General features: G+C 70.2%; 21 protein-coding genes. 10 read left to right on the top strand and 11 right to left on the bottom strand.

What is annotated here, in order from left to right; translation table 11 throughout:
- Positions 1 to 18: 18 nt before the first annotated feature.
- Both AVTE2539_RS21110 and AVTE2539_RS21105 read left to right on the top strand, forming a co-directional pair.
- Positions 19 to 1,902, top strand: a complete 1,884-nt coding sequence (locus AVTE2539_RS21110) for a bifunctional diguanylate cyclase/phosphodiesterase (protein ID WP_284413615.1) — start codon at positions 19 to 21, stop codon at positions 1,900 to 1,902.
- 48 nt (positions 1,903 to 1,950) lie between these two features.
- On the top strand, positions 1,951 to 3,450 hold the full coding sequence (locus AVTE2539_RS21105) for an FAD-linked oxidase C-terminal domain-containing protein (RefSeq protein WP_284413613.1): 1,500 nt from the start codon (positions 1,951 to 1,953) through the stop codon (positions 3,448 to 3,450).
- A gap of 34 nt (positions 3,451 to 3,484) precedes the next feature.
- Here the strand turns inward: AVTE2539_RS21105 and AVTE2539_RS21100 are convergent, their stop codons facing one another.
- Together AVTE2539_RS21100 and AVTE2539_RS21095 are read right to left on the bottom strand one after the other, a co-directional pair.
- Positions 3,485 to 4,069, bottom strand: coding sequence for a GYF domain-containing protein (locus tag AVTE2539_RS21100; RefSeq protein ID WP_284393963.1), 585 nt, complete (start codon positions 4,067 to 4,069; stop codon positions 3,485 to 3,487).
- Positions 4,066 to 4,752 carry a hypothetical protein gene (locus AVTE2539_RS21095; RefSeq protein WP_284413611.1) on the bottom strand — a complete coding sequence of 229 codons (687 nt, stop codon included), beginning with the start codon at positions 4,750 to 4,752 and terminating at the stop codon, positions 4,066 to 4,068. The genes AVTE2539_RS21100 and AVTE2539_RS21095 overlap by 4 nt, the downstream gene beginning before the upstream one ends.
- A 141-nt stretch (positions 4,753 to 4,893) precedes the next feature.
- Between AVTE2539_RS21095 and AVTE2539_RS21090 the strand changes: the two genes are divergently transcribed.
- Positions 4,894 to 5,319, top strand: coding sequence for an XRE family transcriptional regulator (locus AVTE2539_RS21090; RefSeq protein WP_272566944.1), 426 nt, complete (start codon positions 4,894 to 4,896; stop codon positions 5,317 to 5,319).
- A gap of 93 nt (positions 5,320 to 5,412) precedes the next feature.
- Complete coding sequence (locus tag AVTE2539_RS21085) at positions 5,413 to 5,832, top strand: XRE family transcriptional regulator (RefSeq protein ID WP_272566942.1); 420 nt, start codon at positions 5,413 to 5,415, stop codon at positions 5,830 to 5,832.
- Positions 5,833 to 5,854: 22 nt separating this feature from the next.
- Here the strand turns inward: AVTE2539_RS21085 and AVTE2539_RS21080 are convergent, their stop codons facing one another.
- Both AVTE2539_RS21080 and AVTE2539_RS21075 read right to left on the bottom strand, forming a co-directional pair.
- Complete coding sequence (locus AVTE2539_RS21080; protein WP_284413608.1) at positions 5,855 to 7,162, bottom strand: DUF445 domain-containing protein; 1,308 nt, start codon at positions 7,160 to 7,162, stop codon at positions 5,855 to 5,857.
- A gap of 41 nt (positions 7,163 to 7,203) precedes the next feature.
- Positions 7,204 to 8,346: an aminotransferase class V-fold PLP-dependent enzyme gene (locus tag AVTE2539_RS21075; RefSeq protein WP_284413606.1), complete on the bottom strand. Its 1,143-nt coding sequence runs from the start codon at positions 8,344 to 8,346 to the stop codon at positions 7,204 to 7,206.
- Positions 8,347 to 8,574: 228 nt separating this feature from the next.
- Between AVTE2539_RS21075 and ltaE the strand changes: the two genes are divergently transcribed.
- Positions 8,575 to 9,648: a low-specificity L-threonine aldolase gene (gene ltaE, locus AVTE2539_RS21070; RefSeq protein WP_284413604.1), complete on the top strand. Its 1,074-nt coding sequence runs from the start codon at positions 8,575 to 8,577 to the stop codon at positions 9,646 to 9,648.
- Positions 9,649 to 10,068: 420 nt separating this feature from the next.
- Here the strand turns inward: ltaE and AVTE2539_RS21065 are convergent, their stop codons facing one another.
- Genes AVTE2539_RS21065 through AVTE2539_RS21050 form a run of 4 tightly spaced genes read right to left on the bottom strand, consistent with a single transcriptional unit; the run spans position 10,069 to position 16,111 of the window.
- On the bottom strand, positions 10,069 to 11,190 hold the full coding sequence (locus AVTE2539_RS21065) for an HlyD family secretion protein (protein ID WP_284413602.1): 1,122 nt from the start codon (positions 11,188 to 11,190) through the stop codon (positions 10,069 to 10,071).
- Positions 11,187 to 13,361, bottom strand: coding sequence for a TolC family protein (locus AVTE2539_RS21060; RefSeq protein ID WP_284413600.1), 2,175 nt, complete (start codon positions 13,359 to 13,361; stop codon positions 11,187 to 11,189). Before AVTE2539_RS21060 ends, AVTE2539_RS21065 begins: the two co-directional genes overlap by 4 nt.
- A 28-nt stretch (positions 13,362 to 13,389) precedes the next feature.
- Complete coding sequence (locus tag AVTE2539_RS21055) at positions 13,390 to 14,715, bottom strand: glycosyltransferase family 2 protein (RefSeq protein WP_284413598.1); 1,326 nt, start codon at positions 14,713 to 14,715, stop codon at positions 13,390 to 13,392.
- A 4-nt stretch (positions 14,716 to 14,719) separates the two neighbouring features.
- The gene (locus AVTE2539_RS21050) at positions 14,720 to 16,111 is read right to left on the bottom strand and encodes a TackOD1 domain-containing metal-binding protein (protein WP_284413596.1); all 1,392 of its coding nucleotides are present in this window, start codon (positions 16,109 to 16,111) and stop codon (positions 14,720 to 14,722) included.
- A gap of 308 nt (positions 16,112 to 16,419) precedes the next feature.
- Here AVTE2539_RS21050 and AVTE2539_RS21045 point away from each other — a divergent pair, with 308 nt between their 5' ends.
- Entirely contained in the window at positions 16,420 to 18,030 is a 1,611-nt protein-coding gene (locus AVTE2539_RS21045) for a methyl-accepting chemotaxis protein (RefSeq protein ID WP_284413594.1), read from the top strand.
- Between the two features lie 19 nt (positions 18,031 to 18,049).
- Here the strand turns inward: AVTE2539_RS21045 and AVTE2539_RS21040 are convergent, their stop codons facing one another.
- Positions 18,050 to 18,772 carry a YggS family pyridoxal phosphate-dependent enzyme gene (locus AVTE2539_RS21040; protein WP_284413592.1) on the bottom strand — a complete coding sequence of 241 codons (723 nt, stop codon included), beginning with the start codon at positions 18,770 to 18,772 and terminating at the stop codon, positions 18,050 to 18,052.
- A 39-nt stretch (positions 18,773 to 18,811) separates the two neighbouring features.
- Between AVTE2539_RS21040 and AVTE2539_RS21035 the strand changes: the two genes are divergently transcribed.
- The 4 genes from AVTE2539_RS21035 to AVTE2539_RS21020 all read left to right on the top strand — a co-directional run bounded on the left by AVTE2539_RS21035 (position 18,812) and on the right by AVTE2539_RS21020 (position 22,738).
- On the top strand, positions 18,812 to 19,855 hold the full coding sequence (locus AVTE2539_RS21035; protein WP_092744851.1) for a type IV pilus twitching motility protein PilT: 1,044 nt from the start codon (positions 18,812 to 18,814) through the stop codon (positions 19,853 to 19,855).
- A gap of 77 nt (positions 19,856 to 19,932) precedes the next feature.
- A complete protein-coding gene (locus AVTE2539_RS21030; protein ID WP_272566930.1) occupies positions 19,933 to 20,568 on the top strand; it encodes a cyclic nucleotide-binding domain-containing protein in 636 nt (211 codons plus the stop codon).
- A gap of 33 nt (positions 20,569 to 20,601) precedes the next feature.
- Positions 20,602 to 21,738 carry a PilT/PilU family type 4a pilus ATPase gene (locus AVTE2539_RS21025; protein WP_272566929.1) on the top strand — a complete coding sequence of 379 codons (1,137 nt, stop codon included), beginning with the start codon at positions 20,602 to 20,604 and terminating at the stop codon, positions 21,736 to 21,738.
- A 67-nt stretch (positions 21,739 to 21,805) separates the two neighbouring features.
- Entirely contained in the window at positions 21,806 to 22,738 is a 933-nt protein-coding gene (locus tag AVTE2539_RS21020) for an NAD(P)-dependent oxidoreductase (protein ID WP_284413590.1), read from the top strand.
- 105 nt (positions 22,739 to 22,843) lie between these two features.
- Here AVTE2539_RS21020 and AVTE2539_RS21015 read toward each other — a convergent pair whose 3' ends face one another.
- Together AVTE2539_RS21015 and AVTE2539_RS21010 are read right to left on the bottom strand one after the other, a co-directional pair.
- Positions 22,844 to 23,521, bottom strand: a complete 678-nt coding sequence (locus AVTE2539_RS21015; RefSeq protein WP_487088864.1) for a BON domain-containing protein — start codon at positions 23,519 to 23,521, stop codon at positions 22,844 to 22,846.
- Positions 23,518 to 24,114 carry an SIS domain-containing protein gene (locus tag AVTE2539_RS21010; protein WP_284413588.1) on the bottom strand — a complete coding sequence of 199 codons (597 nt, stop codon included), beginning with the start codon at positions 24,112 to 24,114 and terminating at the stop codon, positions 23,518 to 23,520. The genes AVTE2539_RS21015 and AVTE2539_RS21010 overlap by 4 nt, the downstream gene beginning before the upstream one ends.
- Positions 24,115 to 24,121: the final 7 nt, after the last annotated feature.

The following is a 24,121-nucleotide window of genomic DNA, read 5'->3' as shown; positions in this document are numbered from 1 at the left end:
GTTGGGAGACCGCCGCCCGTGCCACCGCTGAGTTCGATCCCCCGCCCCGAAGACACGGACCCGGCGCTCGAACCGGAGCTGCAGCGCATCTGCGCCCTGCGGGCCACCGGCCTGCTGGAGACGCCAGACAGCGACGGCTTCGACCGCATCACGCGGCTGGCGAGCGCCCTGTTCGACGCCCCCATCGCGCTGGTGACGCTGGTGGACAGCGAACGCCAATGGCACAAGTCGCGCGTGGGCCTGTCCGCGCGCGAGCTGCCACGCTCGGTGGCCTTTTGCCACCACACCATCCAGTCCGCCGACGTGATGGTGGTCGAGGACACCCTGCTGGACGAACGCTTCGCCCACAACCCGCTGGTGACCGGCGAACTGGGCGTTCGCTTCTACGCAGGCGCCCCGCTGGTGCTGCCCGGCGGCCAGGCGCTGGGCGCCCTCTGCATCCTGGACCAGCACCCGCGCACCTTCGATGCCGTGCAGTGCCAGCAGCTGCAGGACCTGGCCGCGCTCGTGCTGAACGAAATCGCGCTGCAGCGCACGGCCGGGCGCATCAACGAGATCACCAGCCTGTACAACCGGGCCCAGCTCGTGCAGGACCTGACGAGCCTGTGCAACCAGACGCCGGGCGAAATGCGCACGCTCGTACTGCTGGACGTGATCCGCGACCGCGACCTGCAGCAGGCCGTCCGCGCCATCGGCATCGCACCGCTGGAGGCCGGCCTGCGCGACGTGGTGGCGCACCTGATGCAGGCCCTGGGCCCGCAGGTGCAGCTGTACCACGCGTCCGAAACCCGGTTTGCCTACCTGCTGCCCGAAGGCAGCGCGCAGGCGCAGGAGCAGGCCGTGCTGCGCGTGCAGCGCCACCTGCAGGAGGCGTTCCGCATGAGCCGGGTGGTGCTGGATCTGTACCTGGTGGCGGGCCTGACGCGCTTCAGGCTGGATGCCGAATCCGCGGGCGACGTGCTGCGCCGCGCGACGTCGGCCCTGCACCAGGCGGACGAGCTGAACCGTGCCTTCGTCTGGTACACCCCCGAGTCCGACACCGCCCACCGCCGCGCCTTCGCGCTGCTGCGCGGCCTCACGCAGGGCCTGGCGGAGGGCGAGTTCCGCCTGGTGTACCAGCCCCAGTTCGAGGTGCGCCACCAGCGCTTTTCCGGCGTGGAGGCACTCATCCGGTGGCGCCACCCGCGCCACGGCAACGTCTCGCCCGCCGAGTTCATCGCGCAGGTGGAGCAGACGGCCCTGATCCACCTACTCACCGAATGGGTGCTGCACACGGCCCTGGCCCAGCTGGCGGAATGGAACCGCCAGGGCCTGCAGATGACCATGGCGATCAACGTGTCCGCCCGCAACCTGGAGCACCCGGATTTCGCCACCGTGCTGCGCAACGCCATCGCGCTGCACGGCGTGGCGGCGCAGCAGCTGCACATCGAGTGCACCGAGAACGTCGCCCTGACCGGCCGCGCCACGCAGCGCGTGCTGGAGGAGATCCGCGCCATGGGCCTGAAGGTGTCGCTGGACGACTTCGGCATCGGCTACTGCAACCTGTCGTGCCTGCGCGGGCTGCCGGCCGAAATGCTCAAGCTCGACCAGTCGCTCGTGATGCCCATCGCCCACGACATGCAGGCCTGGACGCTGCTGCGCACCATCATCTCGCTGGGCCAGCGCCTGGGCTACCAGCTCGTGGCCGAAGGCGTGGAAACCCAGGAGATCCTGGACATGGTCTCCGAGGCGGGCTGCGACCTGGTACAGGGCTACTTCCTGGCCTACCCCATGGAGGCCGGCGAGGTCGCGCCGTTCTTCGCCGCGCGGGCGGCGGCGGCTCCGGGAAAGCTTTTCACGGCCGGCGCGAAAGAACTTCACGCGAACTCGCCCGCCCAGCCCCCCGTTTGGCGGCCGGATTGACGTAGAGTGCCCTTTCAGCGGTGCCCGCCTGGGGCCCCGCGGCACCCCATGACGACCGCCAACGCCCCCTCCCCCTCAACGTCCCCCGCCGCCGCCATCCGCGCGCGGCTGATCCCCGCGCTGCAGGCCGTGCTGCCCGCGCATGCGCTGCTGTGGCAGGCCGAGGACACCACGCCCTACGAATGCGACGGGCTCACCGCCTACCGCCAGCGCCCGCTGGCCGTGGCCCTGCCCGAGACCGAGGACCAGGTGCAGGGCGTGCTGCGCGCCTGCCACGCGCTGTCGGTGCCCGTGGTGGCGCGCGGGGCCGGCACGGGGCTGTCGGGCGGGGCCATGCCGCACGCCCTCGGGGTGACGCTGTCGCTCGCCAAGTTCAACCGCATCCTGCGCATGGACCCGGTGGCGCGCACCGCCGTCGTGCAGTGCGGCGTGCGCAACCTGGCCATCAGCGAGGCCGCCGCGCCCCACGGGCTGTACTACGCGCCCGACCCGAGTAGCCAGATCGCCTGCACGATCGGCGGCAACATCGCCGAGAACTCCGGCGGCGTGCACTGCCTGAAATACGGCCTCACGGTGCACAACGTGCTGCGCGTGCGCGGCTTCACCATGGAGGGCGAGCCCGTCACCTTCGGCAGCGAGGCGCTGGATTCGCCCGGCTACGACCTGCTGGCCGCGGTGATCGGCAGCGAGGGCATGCTGGCCGTGGCCACCGAAGTGACCGTGCGCCTCATCCCCAAGCCGCAACTGGCGCGCTGCATCATGGCCAGCTTCGACGACGTGCGCCGGGCCGGCGATGCGGTGGCGGCGATCATCGCGGCCGGCATCATTCCGGCGGGCCTCGAAATGATGGACAAGCCCATGACCGCCGCGGTGGAGGATTTCGTCTGCGCCGGCTACGACCTCACCGCCGAGGCCATCCTGCTGTGCGAGAGCGACGGCACGCCCGAGGAAGTGCACGAGGAGATCGGCCGCATGAGCGAGGTGCTGCGCGCGGCCGGCGCCACTGCCCTCACCGTGAGCCAGGACGAGGCCGAGCGCCTGCGCTTTTGGAGCGGCCGCAAGAACGCCTTTCCGGCCAGCGGCCGCATCAGCCCCGACTACATGTGCATGGACTCGACCATCCCGCGCAAGCGGCTGGCCGACATCCTGCTGGCCATTGCCGCGATGGAAAAGAAATACGGGCTGCGCTGCGCCAACGTGTTCCACGCGGGCGACGGCAACCTGCACCCGCTGATCCTGTTCGATGCCAACGACCCCGACCAGCTGCACCGCTGCGAGCTGTTCGGCGCCGACATCCTGGAGACCAGTGTCGCCATGGGCGGCACGGTGACGGGCGAGCACGGCGTGGGGGTGGAAAAGCTCAACTCCATGTGCACCCAGTTCACCACCGAGGAGAACGCGCAGATGTTCGCGCTCAAGGCCGCCTTCGACCCGGCGGGCCTGCTCAACCCGGGCAAGGTGATCCCCACGCTCAACCGCTGCGCGGAGTACGGAAAGATGCTGGTGCGCGGCGGCCGGATCGCCCACCCGGACCTGCCGCGGTTCTGAACGGCGCGCGGCCGGCCGCTGCCCATTCCCGCGCTCAGAGCATCAGCACCACAAGCAGGCACACCACCCAGGCCGCCAGGGGCGCGAGGCCCTGCCCCAGCCGCCGCGCGCGCCGGTAGAGGTAGGCGGGCGCCAGCCACACCCAGCCGCGAAAGCCTGCGGTGTCGTGCCCGGCGCGCCACAGCCAGCGCTCGTCCACGAAGGCCAGCAGCACGTTGAACGCCACCGTCAGGAAGAAGAACGCCCCCGACTGCACGGCGCGTTGCGACACGTACGGATCGCGGTACACGAGGTAGGCCACGAAACCCTCCAGCGACACGCCCATCACCGGCGCGCAGGCCAGCAGCCAGGCCAGCGTGTTGTTCACGCTGCCGGCCCAGGGATCGGCGGGCGCGGGCAGGCCCAGGTGAGGCCCCAGGTGCGGTCGGAATTCTGAATGCTCCACCGGCACCCAGCACGGCAGGCCCGGGCGCCAGATGCGCTGGCCCGGGGGCAGGCGCCGGGCATCGATCAGGCGCACGATCTCGTCGTCGGGCACCGGGCCGCGGCACTCGCCCTGCGCCTCGTAGAACCAGCGGGCGTCCTCGCCCAGGTGGATGTCGACTTCCATGGTGTTCATCGCAACCACTCCCCTCGGCGCAAGGTGGCGGAGGCCCGCTCGGACGGATGGAGGACGGTGGGATCGGCCGGCGGCACCCGCATGACGGGCCGCGCCGCCGCGAGCCGGTGGTGCACGGCCCCGGCGGCGGGCAGTGGGCGGTAGCCGCGCCATGCCCGCTCCAGCAGGTGCCGGTAGCCCGGCGACAGGTCCGGGCCGTCGTGCGCGGCCTCGGCGAACACGAAGTCGGCCGACACCGGCTCGCGCGCGGTGTGGCTGGCGTATTCGGTGTCCACGCGCGAGCCGATCCAGACCGGCGCGGGCGCGTCCATGCGCCATTCGGTGATCTCGCGCACCCGCCGGAAATCGACCGACCGCTGGCGCAGCAGGTACAGCGCCTCGGCCCCGCCCGGCTCGCGCGCCGGCTCGGGCGGCAGGGCCGCGAGCGCCTCGCGCGTGAGCCGCGCATAGTGCGCCGTGGCGGGCCGGTGCTCGCAGGCATACTCCACGATGCGGCGCCCGCGCGCATCCTGGAACGAGCGCCACTGCACGGCCGCGCAGGCCCCGCGGCCATCGAGCGCCGCGCCCACCACCCGGCCCGGCACGTCGCCGCGCTCCAGCCCCTTCACCTGCCGCACCGCGCCGTCGCCGCAGCCGGCGAGCGCCATCCCGGCGCAGACCAGCGCCACCCATCCCTTGTGCATCGTTCTTGCTCCCCTGCCGAGACCCTCGGCCAAGCCCTGACAGGCCCGCCGGAATTCGGAAAGTTGACTTTTAATCAATTGTTTGCCGTGACTTTATCCGAAAATCAATCTTCCGTCACGGGGTCTGCCTAGCGTGCCGCCATGCACGATCCCAAGCAGCGGTTTGCCGAGAAATTACGAGAAGCCATGACAGCCGCCGGCTATGAGCCCAAGCCCTCCGTGCTGGAGCGGGAGTTCAACACCCGGCACTGGGGCAAACCCATGACCCTGCACGGCGTGCGCCGCTGGCTGCTGGGCGAGACCATGCCCGATGCCCGCAAGCTCATCACCCTGGCCGAGTGGCTGGGCATGCCGGTGCAGGAGCTGGCCTTCGGCGTTGCCGACGGCAACGCGGTGCGCGAGGAAGCCGCCCAGTGGCACGTCGGCGTGGGCTACGAGGACCGCGAGCTGTTCGACACCTACCTCAAGCTGCCGGTGCCCAAGCGCCGCCTGGCGCGCGAGGTGATCTTGGCCATCGCCAAGGCCCACGCGGCCGATCAGCCCAAGCCGGCCGGCAAGCCCCATTGACGCGGTCGCTGATCGTCACCCCGAATCACGATGGCCGCGTAACTCGAAGACGGAGTCAATCCACGGCCAACGGGCGTGCCTAGCGTGCCGCCCATGCAAGATCCCAAGCAACTGTTTGCCGAGAAATTACGCCAAGCCATGGTGGCTGCCGGCTACGAACCCAAGCCCTCCGTCCTCGAGCGGGAGTTCAACACCCGCCACTGGGGCAAGCCCATGACCCTGCACGGCGTGCGCCGCTGGCTGCTGGGCGAAACCATGCCGGATGCCCGCAAGCTCATCACCCTGGCCGAGTGGCTGCGCATGCCGGTGCAGGAACTGGCCTTCGGCACGCCCACGCCGCAGGCGCGCGAAGAAGCCGCCCGCTGGCACGTGAACCTGGGGTACGAAGACCGCGAACTGTTCGAGACCTACCTGAAGCTGCCCGTGCCCAAGCGCCGCCTGGCGCGCGAGGTGATCCTGGCGATCGCCAAGGCCCAGGCCGCCGAACAGACCCCGCGCGGCGGCAACCGCTGACAGCCCCCCGGCCGCCGGCCCCTCAGCCGGCGAACAGGGCGCCCACGCCCTGCGCCAGGTCGTCCGCATGCGACAGCACGAACAGCAGCAGGCCGATGAAGCCCCCCACCACCGTGCCGTTGATGCGGATGTACTGCAGGTCGCTGCCGATGTGCAGCTCCACCAGGCGCGTCAGCTCCTTGGCGTCCCAGCGGTCCACGGTGTTGCGGATGTGCTCGGCCACGAACTGCGACAGCTCGGGCGCCCACTGCGCCGCCCACAGCTCCAGCCGCACGTTCAGCCGCACCCGCAGCGCCGGATCGCCCGCGAGCGACAGGCCCAGCCACTGGCCCATGGCCGCCACCTTGCGCGAGACCGCCGAATCCTCGTCGGCCAGGTCGCGCTGCAGGCGCTCGCGCAGGCTGGTCCACAGCGTCTGCACGTAGCGCCCCAGGGTGGCGTCGTTTTGCAGATAGTGGCGGATCGCCATGCCGCGCTCGGCCCATTCCGGGTCGGACTGCAGGCGCTCCACCAGCCGCTGCACCGCCCCGTCCAGCGTGCCGCGCAGCTGGTGGGCCGGGTTGCCGGCCACCTCGGCCAGCAGGTTCTCGATGGCCTGGGCAATGGCGCCCGCGCCCTTCTCGCTCAGCCAGTCGGTGGGCAGCACCTTTTCCTTCAGCGGGTGCTCGCGCTTGATCCACTGCACGATGGTCTCGGCGATGAAGGTGCGGGTCTGCGGGTCGCGCACCAGGGTGGACAGGCGCGCCAGCAGGTCGTCGAGCAGCGCCTGGTGGCGGCCGTTGTGGGTGAGCGCCTCCAGCGCCATGGCCATGGTGCGCGACAGGTCGATCTGCCCGATCAGCGTGCGCGCGGCGTCGTTCATGAAGCGCTGGATGCGCTCGTCCTCCACCGTCTCCAGCGCCGACAGCGCCAGGCGCGACATCTGCCGCGCCAGCAGCTCGGCGTTGCCCGGCGAGGTGAGCCACTGGCCCAGCATGTGGGCCGGGTCGTGGCGGCGGATCATGGTGACCAGCGAAGGCGCATCGAGGAACTCGTCGCGCACGAACGACGCCAGGTTGCCGCCGATGCGCGCCTTGTTGCGCGCGATGATGTCCGTGTGCCGCTGCACGAAGGGCAGCGGAATGCGCCGGAACAGGGCCGACACGGCGAACCAGTCGGCCAGGGCGCCCACCATGGCCGCCTCGGCCACGGCGCGCACGCATTCCACCGCCAGGCTGCGGGGCAGCGCATAGGTCAGCGCGAACACGGCGGCCACCGCCAGCAACAGGCCGGTGGCCAGCCACTTGGCCCGGGTCAGTGCGCGGGCCTGGTCTTCGTGGGTGCTCTGCATCGCGCAAGGATAGCCCGAGACCCCTGTGGGACAGGGCCGCTTCAGTGCGCTGGCGGGGCGGCGATCCGGTCCAGCGCCGCGGCCAGGTGGCCCACGGTGCGGTCCACGTGGTGCCACTTCTCCAGCCCGAACAGGCCGATGCGGAAGGTCTGGAAGTCCGGGCCCTCACCGCACTGCAGCGGCACGCCGGCGGCGGTCTGCAGGCCAGCCTCCATGAACTTCTTGCCGTTCTGGATGCCGGGGTCGGTGGTGTAGCTCACGACCACGCCCGGTGCCTCGTAGCCCTCGGCGGCCACGCTCGGAAAGCCCCGCTCGCGCAGCAGCGCGCGCACCCGGGCGCCCAGTTCGATCTGTTCGGCGCGCACCTTGTCGAAGCCGTAGTCGCGCGTCTCCACCATCACGTCGCGCAGCTGCACCAGCGCGTCGGTGGGCAGGGTGGTGTGGTAGGCGTGCTGGCCCTTTTCGTAGCCCTCGGCGATCTGCATCCACTTCTTGAGGTCGCAGGCGAAGCTGCTGCTCGTGGTGCCGTCGATGGCCTGGCGGGCGCGCTCGCTGAGCATGACCATGGCGCAGCAGGGCGAGCCGCTCCAGCCTTTTTGCGGGGCCGAGATCAGCACGTCCACGCCGGTGGCCTGCATGTCCACCCACACGGCGCCGGAGGCCACGCAGTCCAGCACGAAGAGCGCGCCCACGTCGTGCGCGGCCTCGCTCACGGTGCGCAGGTAGTCGTCGGGCAGCAGAATGCCACTGGCGGTCTCGACGTGGGGCGCAAACACCACCTTGGGCGATTCGGCGCGGATGGCGGCCGCCACGTCATGGGCCGGGCACGGGGCCCACGGAGCCTGCGGGCCCTCGCCCTGCCGGCGGGCCTGGCACACCACTGCGCCGCCGCCCAGAGCGCCCGCATCGAAGATCTGGCTCCAGCGGTAGCTGAACCAGCCGTTGCGCACGATGAGCACCTTCTCGCGGTTGGCGAACTGGCGCGCCACCGCCTCCATGCCGAAGGTGCCGCTGCCGGGCACCAGCACCGCCGTGTGGGCGTGGTAGACGCCCTTGAGCGTGGCCAGGATGTCCTGCATCACGCCGGTGAAGCGCCGGGACATGTGGTTGAGCGCCCGGTCGGTGTAGACCACCGAGAATTCGAGCAGACCGTCGGGATCGATATCGGGCAGAAGGCCGGGCATGGTTGTCTCCGTGAGGGCTGGGCCATCGCGCCGCACACGCCGCACAGGCCGCGCTGGCCGGCAGACGGGGCGAACAAGGCCGAAAAATTGAGCGGGCCAGCTTAGCACGCGCACTTTCCGCAGGCCGCCCGCCCGCATCGCCGCCGCGATGGACGCAGTGCGCCCAACGCCGCTAGGATGCCGGACCGACCCTTTTCGACCCCAAGCCCCCACCAGGAGCCCCTCCCGATGCCCGACTTTCGCAGCGACACCGTCACCCAACCCACGCCGGCCATGCGCGACGCCATGTTCCAGGCCCCGCTCGGCGACGACGTGTTCGGCGACGACCCCACCGTGAACGCCCTGCAGGACCATGCGGCGCAACTGCTCGGCTTCGAAGCCGCCCTGTTCGCCTGCTCCGGCACGCAGACCAACCTGATCGCGCTCATGGGCCACTGCCAGCGCGGCGACGAAGCCATCGTGGGCCAGAGCTGGCACACCTACCGCTGGGAGGCCGGCGGCATGGCGGTGCTGGGCTCCATCCAGCCGCAGCCGGTGGAGACCCAGCCCGACGGCACGCTGCGCGTGGCCGACATCGCCGCCGCCATCAAGCCCGACGACCCGCACTTCGCTCGCACCCGCCTCGTGGTGCTGGAAAACACCACCGGCGGCCAGCCGCTGCCCACCGGCTACATCGCCGAGGTGGCCGCCCTCGCCCGCTCGCGCGGCCTGGCCATGCACCTGGACGGCGCGCGCATGTTCAACGCGGCCACGGCCAACGCCGAGAAGAACGGCACCGACGTGTACGACGAGGCGCGCGCGATCTGCTCGCACTTCGACTCGGCCTCGGTGTGCCTGAGCAAGGGCCTGGGCGCCCCCGTGGGTTCGCTGCTGCTGGGCTCGCACGACTTCATCCGCCAGGCGCGGCGCACGCGCAAGATCCTGGGCGGCGGCATGCGCCAAGCGGGCTTTCTGGCCGCCGCGGGGCTGCACGCGCTGCAGCACCACGTGCGCCGCCTGGCCGACGACCATGCCCTGGCGCGCCGGCTGGCCGAGGGCCTGGCCGAAGCCGGCCGCAGCCACCCCGTGCTGCAGGGGCGCCTGACCGTGGCCTCGGCCCACACCAACATCCTGTTCACCGACGTGGAGGCCGACGTGGCCCCGGCCTTCACCGCGTGGCTGGCCCGGCACGGCGTGCGGGTGACCAGCGGCCTCTACGGCCGGGGCACGCGCCTGCGCTGGGTGGCGCACCTGGACGTGGGCCCCGAGGACGTGGCGCAGACGCTGGAGTGCGTGCGCCGGTTCGACGGGCGCGGGCAATGATCCGCTGAGGGGTCGGCAGGGGCTGCAGTCCCTGTGTCGCGCCGCAGGGGCGCGTGGGTTGAAACTAAGCGATGAACGGGGGCTCGATGCCTGCCAGACGTCGCGCCTCTCGCAGGCGCGTGGGATTGAAACAACGGCGATATTTCGGACTGGGATGTGTCCAGCGTGTCGCGCCCCAAGTGGGGCGCGTGGGTTGAAACCGTGTCGGGCACCTGGAAGGCCAGCCGGCCTGCCAGGTGCACCGCGCGGACGGGTGGATGCCAGCGCGCTGGATCGGCCCGCGCCCTCGCACAGGGTGGCGCTTGAGCGGACACCCGCCTGCAAGCAAGCAAGCAAGCAAGCAAGCAAGCAAGCAAGCATAATGCTATATTTTTTATAGCAACACAGGCAATCAATACTAGGGCATGAAGGGGTTTTTAATCAAAACCCGCTCCACACCCAGTCGAACCGCACATCCAGCGGCAACTGGTGGATGCGGTAGGCCGCGGGCAGCGGCTCCAGCGGGCGCAGGCGCACCACGATCGACGGCATGCGCGGCGACAGCGGCGAGACGCGCTCGGCGGGAAGGCGTTCGGCCTCGGCCACCACGCCGACCACCTCGGCGCGGATGCGCCCGCCGTCCATGAATTGCAGGCTGGCCTGGCGCCCCACCTGGGCGTAGCGCGCCTCGTTGGGCAGCACGTAGGCGTGCACCATGGGCGCCCCTCGCCCCTGCAGCACGGCCACGTCGGTGCCGGGCACCACCCACTCGCCGCGGCGAACGAGCTGGCGCACCACGGTGGCGTCGAAGGGCGCGACCACGTCGGGCGACGGCAGCGCCGCGCCGGCGGCCAGCGGCCCCGTGCCCGCGTTCGTGCCCGGCGCCCCCGGGGACGCGAGCGGCATGGGGCTCTGCGCGCGCAGCGCCGCCTGGGCGAGTGCGCGGTCGCGCGCCACCTGCGCGGCGGTCTCGGCCCGTTCGGCCCGCGCGCGGTCCACGCCGGCCTGGGCCTGCATCGCCTGCAGGCGCACGCCATCCAGTTCCTGGCGCGTGGCCGCGCCCTGCAGGCGCAGGCCTTCCATGGTGCGCACGCGCTCCTGGTGCAGGGCCGCCTGCCGCAGCGCCAGGCGCTCGGCCTCCTTCAGCCCGGCCAGGCGCGCGGCCTGGCCCTGCGCCACGGCCTGGGCCACGGCCGGATCGGTGGCGGCGGCCAGCGGCGCGGCCAGGGCCGTGGAGGCCGGCGCCCCCGCGGCCGTGGGCGGCTCCAGCACCATCACCGGCTGGCCCGCGGGCACGGTCTCGCCCACGGCCACGATGCGCGCCACGCGCCCGGAGGTGTGCACGCCCACGGCCACCTGCTCGGTGACGACGAAGCCGGGCGCCGTCTCCCACCAGTAGGCGATGGCAAAGCGCATCAGCAGGTAGGCCGGCGCTGCGAGCACCATGGCCAGCAGCAGGTACCAGCGCCAGCGCGGCACCTGCCGCTTGGCGGCGGCGTAGCGCACCGGCAGGCCGTTGGCCTCTTGCGCCGAACCCGGCGGAATGTCGAACTGGATCTTCACGGGGCCGCCCCTTCAAAATCTTCCCACGCCTGCACGACCACGCCGGCGAACGCCGGCAGGTCGGACAGGGACTGTGCGAGCGCGCGCCAGCGCTGCAGGGCCGCGGCGCGGCCCACGCCATGGCTGCTTTCCTCGCGGGTGAGCGAGTCCTCCATGCTCTGGGCCACCGCCACCCGCAGGCCGGGCACGGCCTGCCGCACCAGCGGGCGCGCCAGTTCGGCCGCGCGCTCTGGCCGGCTCACGTAGACCATGGCCACGACCTCGGTGGCGCCGGCGGCCTGCAGGCGCTGCGCGAGACCGGGCACCTGCAGCTCGCGGTAGTGCGTGGTCAGCGCCAGGGGCCAGGGCGTGGCGGCGCGCACCGCGCGCAGCGTGGCCACGGTGCCGTCCTCCCAGCCGGGCTGGTCGGCGGCGTCGAGCTGGCTGCGCTCCAGGTCGAGGTTGAGCCCGTCGAACGGCAGGTGGCGCAACGGCGCCAGCAGCGCCAGCAGGGCCTCGCGCCCGGCGGGCAGCACCCAGCTGGGCTCGCCCAGCATCAGCTCCACCGCCATGCCCCGATCGTGCGCGTGCTCCAGCAGGCGCCGCAGGGCGGCGCGGCCCGGCGGGCGGGCCAGGGCGCGCAACTGCGCGCTGGTGAAGGACAGCAGCACGCGCTGGCTGTCCTGCGGCATGGCATCGAGCCGGGCGGGCCGGTCCAGCAGCGCCTGCCCGCTCCAGGAGAACCACCCCAGGCCCGGCGCGCGGGCTGGCGGGGCCGGCTCGCCCCGCGCCGCCGGCGGCAGCGCGGACAGGGCGGTGAGCGCGGGCGCGAGCAGGTCGGGCAGGGGCTCGGCCGCGCCCGGCTGCGGCGGGCAGGGGCTGCCGAGCGCCAGCACGTCGAGCGCGGCCAGCGCCCGGCGCTCCGAGCCGTCGACGACCTGCAGCGAAGCCTGGTAGAGGGCGTAGCGCGCCATCAGCAGGCGCGAGTAGCCGTCGCCGTCGAAGGCATCGAGCCGCAGGCGCGCCACGCGCAGGCCCTCCTGGGCCGCCTGCAGCCGGTTCAAAAAGCCGGGCATCTCGCCGCCACGCAATTGCCAGTCGGCCAGGGCCTGGTCCAGCACCGAGCGGTATTCGCCCAGGCGCAGTTCCATCAACTGATCGGCCCGGTCGCGCTCGCTCTGCAGCTGGCCCCGGGCGGCGTCGCGCTGCGCGCGCCACTCCAGGGGCATGGAGAAATCCACGCCGACGACGGTGCTGCGGCCCGGCTGGCCGCCGATGTCGCGGCTCACCGATTGCGACAGCGACACGCCGGCCTCCAGGCCCGTGTGCTGCGCGTTCTCCAGCTGCGCGGCGGCGGTGTCGCGCTCGGTGCGGGCCTGGGCGATGGCGGGGTCGTCGCCCGCCTGCGCGAGCAGCGCCTCGCGGTCCATGCAGCGCGCGGGCCAGCCCGGGATGGCGGTGTCCACCCGCGCCACGGGCTGCCCCGCCAGCCGCGCGAGCGTGCGCAGCGCGCTGGACTGCGCGGCGCGCTGGGCATCGTGCGCGGCCTGCACGCCGTCGAACAGCGCCGACAGGTCGAGCCGGTCGGCCTCCAGCATCACGCCGGCCTGGCGCCGATGCAGCAGCTGCGCCTCCACGGGCGCGCGCACGGACAGGAATTCCTGCGCCAGCAGGCGCCGCTGCAGGCTGTGCGCGAACCGCACATAGGCTTGGCGCACGGCCAGCCGCACGTTCCGCTGCGCCTGGGCCTGCCGCAGCCGGCCCAGCGATTCGGCGCCCTCGGCCTCGCGCACGCCACGCTGCTGGGCCTCGCGGCTACCCAGCAGCGGCCAGCGCACGCCGACCTGGGCCTGGCCGCGCTGGTAGTCGCGGCTGGTGGTGTCGGTGACGGACTCGCGAACGCCCCCGAGGCTGGCGCCGCCGAACACGCGCGCGCCCTGCCCGGCGCGCGCCGCGCCGGTGCGCTGCGCGGCCACGTCGGCCTCGGCCTGCGCCAGCCGCACGGCCGGGGCCTGCACCTCGGCCCAGCCTTCCAGCTCCGCCAGGGTGGCGGGCGCCTGGGCCAGCACGTCGGCGGGCAGTGCGGGCGGCGCCTCCAGCGCCACCACGGGGGGCGCCAGCGGCGGGGCCGGCTCGGCCGCCGGCGCGCCCGCGCCCCACCCCAGCAGGCACAGCACCGCGGCCCATGGCAAAAGACGTTCCCCCAGGCGATGCGGCATATCAGAATTTGGTTTTGCGCAGCACCCACCAGGGGGCCATCGCGGAGTCCAGGTGGGTCTTCAGGAAGACCTCCTGCAGGATCGAGAACGTGCAGTGCACGCGGTTGACGAAGGCGAAGAGCGGAAACAGCGGCAGGAACCGCAGGTAGGCCGCGTCGTGCCGGGGCCGCTCGGACACGGCCACGAGGTACAGCAGGAAATAGAACAGCAGCGCCGCGAGGTACACCGCGTAGACGAACCCCAGCACCCCCAGCACCGCCCCCACCGGCAGCGTGAACAGCATCACGCCGGTGTAGGCCACGATGAGGAAGGGCATGAGCACCTGCATCACCAGGCCGTTCACCACCACGAAGAGGAAATTGCGCCAGCCCAGCAGGCGCGGGCGCAGGTTCAGGCGGAACTTGCGGATGAAGATGTAGAACATGTCGCCGTCCCAGCGCAGACGCTGGCGAAAGAACACGCGCCAGGTGTCCGGCGCGTCGGTGTGGCCCACGGCATGCGGGTCGAACACGATGCGCAGGCCCGGATGGCGGCCGAAGTACTGCTTGATGCGCATCGTCATGTCCAGGTCCTCGGCGGTGCCCGCGTCCCAGCCGCCCAGGTTGCGGATGAAGCTGGCGCGGAACACGCCGAACGCCCCCGAGATGTTGTTGACGATGTTGAACTCCGACAGCCCCGTCTTGCCCGCGCCGATGGACAGCATGTATTCCAGCGCCTGCATGCGCGCGGCCAGCGAGCGGCGGGCGTTGCGCACCCGCAGGCTGCCGGCGACGCCCACCACGCCGGGGTCGTCGAAGTGCCGCGTGGCATGGCGCACCATGTCGTTGTCGAACGAGGTGTCGCCGTCCAGCGCCATCACGATCTCGCCGCTGGCGATCGACAGGCCGGCGTTCAGCGAAGACACGCGGCCGCCGCGCTGCCACTTGGGCAGCACCACCAGCGCGCGCCGGCGCGCACCGGCCAGCAGTTCTCGCGCGCCTCGAGCCGCACGCAGCGTGGGCTCGTTCTGCACCGCGCCGTCCACCACGGCGATGATCTCGATGAAGCCCGGGTAGATCTGCTGGGCGAGCGACTGGATGGTCTTGCGCACGTCGTCGCCCTCGGAGTAGCAGGTGATGACGCAGGACACGCGCGGATAGCGCTCGCGCTGCAGGTAGGGCCGGTGCTCGCGCAGGCCGTACTTCACCATGCCCGAGCACACGAGCAGGAAGAACGGCGCCTCCAGCAGCACCACGAACGGGAAGAACTTGAGCGCCAGCTCCACCCACGACTGGTGCGTCGCGCTGGAAAACAGCGTGACGAACGCGAACACCACCTGCTCCCACATGCGTTCAGGCCCCGTCGCGCAGCCGCGCCATCAGGTCCGCGGCCTGCTCGCCGGAGCGCAGGCCGCCCGGCACCTCCAGGTGCCGGATGCGCGTGCGCAGCGGCATCGCGGCCGCGCCGCCGCCCGCGCCCTGGAGCGACGCCTGCAGGCGCGCGGCCAGTCCCTCGGGCGAGGAGAACGGCAGGAAGAGCCAGAGGCATTCCTCCTGCGTGCGCGTGGTGATGTCCGAGGTGCGCAGCAGCTCGTGCAGGCGCCGCGCGAACTCGTCGAGCATCAGGAACACGCGCGAGGCGCCTTCGCGTTCGATCACCTCGGCCGCGTTCTGGAACTCCACCAGCATCAGCGCGAAACGCATCTCGCCGTGGCGCGCATGCGTGGCCAGCGCCCAGTCGAGCATGCGGCGGAAATCGGCGGGCGGCACGTAGTGCGCGGAGTCGAGCGCGGCGAACGATTCCTGGATCTGCCCGGCACGCAGCGCGGCGCGGCCCTGCGGGCTCAGGCGCAGCGACGAGATCTCGCGCACGTCCAGCGTGCTGGGCTCGGCCGTGGTGCGGCAATCCAGGCAGCGGGCCACCACCTGGGTCTCCACGAACACATGGTGGCAGCTGCCGCAGGCGTACTGCGTGAGCGGCCGGTCGTAGTCCACGCCGATGTGCCGCAGCATCGCGTTGCACTTGGGGCACGAGAGCGCGCCATCGGCATGGAAGTCGGCCTCGGGGGCCACGTGGCCGCAGGCGAAGCAATGCAGCGAGGGCGACTTGCGGATGTGGATGCTGGTGCAGTGCGGGCACACGTCCAGGTAGTGGATGTGCGCGCTGCCGCAGGTGCGGCAGTGCCGCGTGCGGTCCACCAGCTCGGCGGGCTCCAGCAGCCGGCGCCGCGTGAGCCCGGCCAGGCACGCATCGGCATCGTCGCCGGGCCGGGCCAGCGCCTCGACCATCGGGTAGCGGTACAGCGCCAGGCTGGCACGGTCGCATTGCGGCTGCAACTGGGCACCGTCGCGCAGGCACAGGAAATACAGCACCCGCTCGTCGAAATGCAGGGCCGCGGGATCGAGCGGCAGGCTGCGCCGCACGGCCAGGCACAGCTCGCTGGCGGCCAGGGCGGCAGCATACGGCGCGGCGCCATCGGCCAGCCAGGGCGGAGCCGCATCGCCGGGCGCCACGAACAGGGGGCGGTCCCACCAGACGCTGGCGCGCAATTGCGCCGCCAATGCGGCGGGGGCATCGCCCTCCCAGCCGTCCAGGTAGAACCCCAGGGGCTCCACGCCGGAGTCTGCGAAGGCCTCCCATGCACTCCAGGCCCCGGCCCTCGATTCGCCGGCCGCCAACTGCCCGGAAGGCCGCAGCACCACCATCGTTTCCAACGCCACGGCCGGCGTGATTTCAACATTCAAAACAACTATCCATTCCCGTTACGCCATAGAGCATGGCCGGCCGCATTCTAAGAGTGGGCCTTCCCGCACCCGGTAGGACAAGGCCGTCCGCAAGCCAGTGCTGTGCAACCCTTTGCAAGCGCGGGCTGGCCGCGAATTCGCCACTCACGCCTACCGAATCGGCTCGGCCCAATCCTCAACAATTCTCAAAAAGGACGGCGATCCAACACCCCGTTTTTGGTGATTGAAATTTGTCACGCACCTGTCAAAAATTACAAAAGGAAACGAACGAAACCAATCCACACCACTCCTGCAACCGAGGTGAAACCATGAAGCTTTCGAACATCAAGATCGCCCACCGCCTGGCGCTGGGATTTTCCCTGCTCATCCTGCTGATGCTCGGCCTGACGGTCATCGGCGTGAACCGGGTGTCCAACATCAACGCCAGCCTGGCCACCATCGGGGACTTCAACAGCGCCAAGCAGCGCTATGCCATCAATTTCCGCGGCAGCGTGCACGACCGCGCCATCGCGCTGCGCGACGTGACCCTGGCCACGCGCCCCGACCAGCTCCAGGCCGAAATCGACCTGATCCAGAAGCTCGCAGGCCACTATGCGCAGTCGGCAGCGCCGCTGGACCAGATGTTCGCCTCCACCCCGATCGAGCCCCGCGAGCGGGAGGCCCTGGACCGCATCAAGGAGGTCGAATCACGCGCCCTGCCGCTGACCCGCCAAGTCATCGAACTGAGCGGCGCCCACCAGCCTGAGAAGGCCATCCAGGTTCTGCAGGAGCAGGCCCGACCCGCCTATGTGGAGTGGCTGGCCAGCATCAACCGGCTGATCGACATCGAGGAGGAAAAGAACAAGGCCGAATCGGCCAATGCGCGGTCCGTCGCCCAGGGGTTTTCCATCCTGATGCTGGTGCTCAGCGGCACGGCGATCGTGGTGGCGGCGACGACGGCCTGGCTCATCTCCCGCAGCATCGTGCGCCCCATCCAGCGGGCGGTGCAGGCCGCCAGGACCATGGCCACCGGCGACCTGACGCAGGCCGTCGAGGCCCGGCAGACCGACGAGGCCGGCCAGCTGCTGCAGTCGCTGGAAGCACTGCGCGACAGTTTCCAGAACGTGCTGTACGACGTGCGCCGCACGTCCGAGGCGGTGGCGGCATCCAGCACCGAGATCTCGCAAGGCACCCATGACGTGTCCAGCCGCACCGAGCACCATGCCAGCGCCCTGCAGCAGACCGCGGCGTCCATGGAGCAATTGGGCTCCACTGTGCGCCAGAACGCCGACAACTCCCGCCAGGCCAGCCAGTTCGCCATCCAGTCCAGCGCCGTGGCCATCCAGGGCGGCGAGGTCGTGACCGAGGTGGTCGAGACCATGAAGGGCATCCACGAAAGCTCCCGCAAGATCGCCGACATCATCGGCGTCATCGACAGCATCGCGTTCCAGACCAACATCCTCGCCCTCAATGCCGCGGTGGAGGCGGCGCGCGCGGGCGAGCAGGGCCGGGGCTTCGCCGTGGTCGCCAGCGAGGTGCGCAGCCTGGCCGGCCGCTCGGCCGAAGCCGCGCGAGAGATCAAGCACCTGATATCCACCAGCGTGCAGCGGGTCGAGCAGGGCAGCGTGCTGGTGAACAAGGCCGGGGCCACCATAACGGAGGTGGTGTCGTCCATTCGCCGCGTGACGGACCTCATGCAGGAAATCAGCGCGGCCAGCAACGAGCAGGCGATGGGCGTCGCCCAGGTCGGCCAGGCCGTGTCGCAGATGGACCAGGTCACCCAGCAAAACGGCAGCGTGGTCGTGCAGATGGCGGCGTCCGCCAGCGGCATGAAGGACCGCACCAGCGCCCTGCTGCAGGCCGTGGGGGTGTTCCGGCTGAATCAGGAAAACGCCGAGGCCGGTTCGTCGCCGCAACTGGGCTGGGCCCGCCGGGCCTGAGCGGGGCGCGGCCCCGGCCTCAGGCGGGGGCCGCCCTGGTGCCGAAGACGCCCGTGCCGACCCGCACCAGGGTGCTCCCCGCGTGGATCGCGGCCTCCAGGTCGGCGGTCATGCCCAGCGACAGCGTGTCGAACGCCGCGAAGCCCTCGCCACCCTCCCCCCGGATCTGGTCGAACAGCGCCTTCGCCGCCGCATGGACCGCCAACTGCGCGGCGAAATCGGGGGCCACGTCCGGAATGCTCATCAGGCCCCGCAGCCGCAACCGTGGCAGCCGCGCAACAGCCTGTGCCAGGGCCCGGGCCTCGGCCGGCGGCACGCCCGCCTTGGTCGCGCCGCCGTCCACATTCACCTGGATGCACACCTCCAGCGGTGCCAAGCCGGCGGGCCGCTGCTCCGACAGGCGCTGCGCGATCTTTTCGCGGTCCACGGTGTGGACCCAGTCGAAATGCTCGGCCACTTGCCGGGTCTTGTTGCTCTGCACGGGACCGATGCAATGCCACTGCAGAGGCGGCGTCCAGGGCATGGCGCCGCCTTGCAGCGCGGCGATCTTCGCCACGCCTTCCTGGATGTAGTTCTCGCCGAACGCGCGCTGCCCGGCCTCGGCGGCACGGCGCACGGCGTCGTCGCCGAAGGTCTTGGAAACGGCCAGCAAGCGCACGCTGGCAGGGTCGCGCCCGGCTGCGGCGCAGGCCTGCGCGATGCGCCCAAGAACCTGTTGGAGGTTGTTACCAATCGTCGTCATAATGATTCCTCTGAGCGTACCAAACGACCGAGGGACCCCGTGGACATCACCCAACTGCTGGCATTCAGCGTGAAGAACAAGGCTTCTGACCTGCACTTGTCGGCGGGCCTTCCACCCATGATCCGGGTCCACGGCGACGTGCGGCGCATCAACGTCGATGCGCTCGACCACAAGACCGTCCACGCCATGGTCTACGACATCATGAGCGATGCGCAGCGCAAGGCCTACGAAGAGTTCCTGGAAGTGGACTTTTCCTTCGAGATCGAGGGCCTGGCGCGCTTTCGCGTCAACGCCTTCAACCAGAACCGCGGCGCGGCCGCCGTGTTCCGGACCATTCCGAGCAAGATCCTGACGCTGGAGCAGCTCAACGCCCCCAAGATCTTCGGCGAACTGGCCTTGAAGCCGCGCGGCCTGGTGCTGGTCACCGGCCCCACGGGCTCGGGCAAGTCCACCACGCTGGCGGCCATGGTCAACTTCCTGAACGAAAGCGAATACGGCCACATCCTCACGGTGGAGGACCCGATCGAGTTCGTGCACGAATCCAAGAAGTGCCTGATCAACCAGCGCGAGGTCGGGCCGATGACGCTGTCGTTCGCGGCCGCCCTCAAGTCGGCATTGCGCGAAGACCCGGACGCCATCCTGGTGGGCGAAATGCGCGACCTGGAAACCATCCGCCTGGCCATGACGGCCGCGGAAACGGGCCATTTGGTGTTCGGCACGCTGCACACCTCCAGCGCCGCCAAGACCATCGACCGGATCATCGACGTGTTCCCCGCCGAGGAAAAGGAAATGGTGCGGGCCATGCTGTCCGAGTCGCTGCAGGCCGTCATTTCGCAGACGCTGTGCAAGACCAAGGACGGCCAGGGCCGTGTCGCGGCGCACGAGATCATGCTGGGCACCAGCGCCATCCGCAACCTGATCCGCGAGGCCAAGGTGGCGCAGATGTACTCCACCATCCAGACCAGCAGCAGCGCTGGCATGCAGACCCTCGACCAGAACCTGACCGACCTGGTCCGGCGCAACGTCATCAGCCCGGCCGAGGCGCGGGGCAAGGCGAAGATCCCCGACAACTTCCCGGGTTGATGCACACCGCATCCCTCCCCGTCCACCCACCCCAGAGATTCGCGGCCTTTTTCAGGCGGCACACCGGAGCATCCCCTATGAAAGGCATCCTCGGCCTGTTGAAGGCCAAGACCCGCGGCGGCAAAGCGGCGGAAGAAGGCGGCGACTCCGTCTTCTTCACCACCGCCTTCGCCGGACAAGGCGTGGACGACGCCATGCTGGTGCCCTGGGAAGCCCGTGCCGTCGAGGTGGGCGCCAGGCGCATGGCCGCCAGCCGCGGCGGCAAGCTGCTGCAGGCGCTGTGGTCCAAGGACAAATACATGGCGCACCTGGACCGGGACGCCGTCGAGCGCATGGAGCGCTTCTTCGAGTTCGCGGCCGTCGCGCCCAACCGCGATGTGATCCGCCAGGACGAGTACGGCAACTTCATGGTGGTGCTGCTCACCGGCACGATCGCCGTCGATCGCGTGCAGCCCTGGGGCGAGCACCTGCGCTTGGCGGAAACCCGTCCCGGCGATATCCTGGGCGAAATGTCGCTGCTGGACAGCGGTATCCGCTTTTCGGCCTGCACCACGCTGACCGACTGCGAGATCGCGGTGCTCAGCGCGGAGGCCATGGACGACATGATGACCAAGGACCCCCAGCTGGCCGCCAGCCTGGTGGCCCTGCTGGCACGCAAGCTCTCGCTGCGCCTTCGCGTCGTGAGCGCCCGCCTGTCCGATAGCCAGAAATGACGCACCGCGCTGCAACCACCCCAGGGAGAGCTGATGGAACGCGATCAGGCCAGTAAATTCATCAACGATCTGCTCAAGCTCATGGTGAGCCGCGGCGGCAGCGACCTGTTCATCACGGCCGAGTTTCCGCCCGCGATCAAGGTGGACGGCAAGGTCACCAAGGTGTCGCCCCAGCCGCTCACACCCGCCCACACGCTGACGCTGGCGCGCGCCATCATGAGCGACAAGCAGGTGGCGGACTTCGAGCGCACGAAGGAGTGCAACTTCGCCATCTCGCCTGCCGGCATCGGGCGCTTCCGCGTGAATGCGTTCATCCAGCAAAGCCGCGTCGGCATGGTGCTGCGGACTATTCCGCTCACGCTGCCGACCATCGACGGGCTGGGCGTGCCGCAGGTGCTCAAGGAAGTCACGATGACCAAGCGGGGCCTGTGCATTCTGGTGGGCGCCACGGGCTCGGGCAAATCGACCACGCTGGCGGCGATGGTGGACTGGCGCAACGAGAACTCGTTCGGCCACATCATCACCGTGGAAGACCCGATCGAGTTCGTGCATCCGCACAAGAACTGCGTGGTCACCCAGCGCGAAGTGGGACTCGATACCGACAGCTGGGAAGCCGCCCTCAAGAACACGCTGCGGCAGGCGCCGGACGTCATCCTGATGGGCGAGATCCGCGACCGCGAAACCATGGAGCATGCGGTCGCCTTCGCCGAAACCGGCCACCTGTGCTTGGCCACGCTGCACGCCAACAGCGCCAACCAGGCGCTGGACCGCATCATCAACTTCTTCCCGGAAGAGCGGCGCGCGCAGCTCCTCATGGACCTGTCGCTCAACCTGCGCGGCATGATCTCCCAGCGCCTCATCCCCAAGCAGGATGGCAAGGGCCGGGCCGCCGCGGTCGAGGTGATGCTGAACACCCCTCTGATCGCCGACCTGATCTTCAAGGGCGAAGTCGCCGAGATCAAGGAGATCATGAAGAAGAGCCGGAACCTCGGCATGCAGACCTTCGACCAATCGCTGTTCGACCTGTTCGAGGCCAACGTCATCACCTACGAAGACGCGCTGCGCAATGCCGATTCGCTGAATGACCTGCGCCTGCAGATCAAGCTGGGCAGCCAGCGCGCCAAGACCACCGACCTGGCCTCGGGCACCGAGCACTTCGCCATCGTCTGACGCCAGCCGCCCCACCACCCGCCCTTGCCCGGCGGGTTTTCTTTTTTCTGAAATGGAGCCCTCTCCCATGCCCAGCACGAATCCCCGCAGCTACGACGCCACGCCTTCCCGCAAGGTCGCCTTTCTCGGCCTGGGCGTCATGGGCTACCCCATGGCGGGGCACCTCGCCCACGCCGGCCATTCCGTCACCGTGTACAACCGCACCGCCGCCAAATCGGCCGCCTGGTGCGAGGAGTTCGCGGGCACCGCCGCGCCCCGGCACGCTCCCACGCCGCGCGAAGCGGCCCAGGTGGCGGACATCGTCTTTTGCTGCGTCGGCAACGACGATGATCTGCGTTCCGTCACGCTGGGTGCCGACGGCGCATTCGCCGGCATGCAGCCCGGCGCGGTCTTCGTCGATCACACCACGGCATCGGCCGAGGTCGCTCGCGAACTGTACGGCGCGGCGCGCACGCTGGGATTGCAGTTCATCGATGCCCCCGTGTCCGGCGGCCAGGCCGGGGCCCAGAACGGCCAGCTGACCGTGATGTGCGGCGGCGACGCTGGCACCTTCGAAAACGTGAAGCCCACGGCGCTGGCCTTTTCTCGGGCCTTCACCCGCGTGGGCGACAGCGGATCGGGCCAGTTGGCCAAGATGGTCAACCAGATCTGCATCGCCGGCATCGTGCAGGGCCTGTCGGAGGCCATCGCCTTCGGCCAGCATGCCGGGCTCGACATGCCACTGGTGCTGGACGTCATCGGCAAAGGGGCCGCACAGAGCTGGCAGATGGACAACCGCGGCAAGACCATGGTGGAGGGCCGCTTCGACTTCGGCTTCGCCGTGGACTGGATGCGCAAGGACCTCGGCCTGGTCCTCGACGAATCCCGCCGCAACGGCGCACGCGTGCCGGTCACAGCGCTGGTGGACCAGTTCTATGCCGATGTGCAGCAGCACGGCGGCGCCCGGTGGGACACCTCCAGCTTGATCACGCGGCTGGGGCGCCAGAAAACGAACGGATAAAAGAACCGATCGCTCAGCCCGGCCGCCCCGGGCCGCGCCTTCGTGGCGGTGGCCAGCGGTCCGGTGTCGGAACCGCTTCTTGACGAACTCGCTGGCAGCCGACGCTCAGCGGACCGGCACGTTGGGCGAAGCGTCCGTGGTGACCGGCGCGGGACGCTGCTGCGCGAAGCCACGCTCCAGTTCCTGCTGCGTGATGATCTCGAACACGCGCACGACCTTGCGCACGCCGTTCACGCCACGGGCGATATCGGAAGCCCGGTCCGCCTCGCGCTGCGTCACGCGTCCCATGAGGTACACCGTCTCGCGCTCGGTGACCACCTTGTAGGCACTCGCGAACAGGTCCTTGGCATCGACAAAGCTTGCGCGCACCTTGCCGGTGATCAGCGTGTCGTTGGAACGCTGCGTGAGGGAACTGGGGGGCATCACGGCCAGGTCGTTGACGACCGAGCGCACGTTCTCCACGGCCAACGCGGTCTGCTCGAGTTTTTCCTTGTCCTGCGCGGTCGGCACTTCGCCCGTCAGCAGCACTTGCCGGTTGTAGCTGGTCACATTGACATGCACGCGGTCGCCGAAGGTGTCGCGAATGCGGTTGGAGGCGCGCAGTTCGATGCCTTCGTCCTCCACCTGCGTGCCCGTCGTGCGCCGGTCCGACGCCATCATACTGCCCATGACGGCAGCGCCGCCTACCACCAGCGGAGCGCATGCCGAGAGGGCCGCCCCCAAGGCGCCCACGGCCAGCAGGGTGCAAGTCAATCGGGTCAAGCGGGTCATCGGGAAGCTCATAGCGGTATCTCCTGTTCACCAAGTAATTGGGCGTCCACGCCGTCGCACAAGCAGTGCAGGACGAGCGAATGCACCTCCCGCACGCGTGCGGCGCGGTCGTGGGGCACGGCGATCAAGACGTCGGTCTCGCGCAGCATGCCGGCCAGCCGGCCGCCGCTGCGGCCCGAGAGGGCGACGATGGTCATGTCTCTTTCATGCGCTGCATCGCATGCGGCCAGCAGCGGCAGGTCATTGCCGGACTCCGACAGTGCCAGCAGGACATCGCCCGCGTGCCCGAGCGCGCGCACCTGGCGCGCCAGCGCGTCGATGTCCGGGCCCTCCAGGCCTGCGGGGGTCCAGATCGCGTCGGGCGCCAGTGCCATGGCGGCCAGTTCCGGCCGCTCCCGCTCGAACCCAGCCACGCACAGTGCCGCAAACTGCTGCGCCTGCGCCGCGGCCGGGCCGCTGCCGCAGGCAAGCACCTTGCCGCCGCTGGTGACGCAGGCGAGGATGGCCTGCACAGCGGAAGCGATGGGATGGCTCAGGGTCTGCGCGGACTGGTATTTGAGGTCGGCGCTGTCGATGAAATGCTGTTGGATGCGTTGCTCTAGCATGAGACAA

This window comes from Acidovorax sp. SUPP2539 (assembly GCF_030158975.1).
Taxonomy (GTDB): domain Bacteria; phylum Pseudomonadota; class Gammaproteobacteria; order Burkholderiales; family Burkholderiaceae_C; genus Paracidovorax.
Note: the sequence above shows the minus strand (reverse complement) of the source record. Positions and strands in the feature narration are given on the sequence as shown.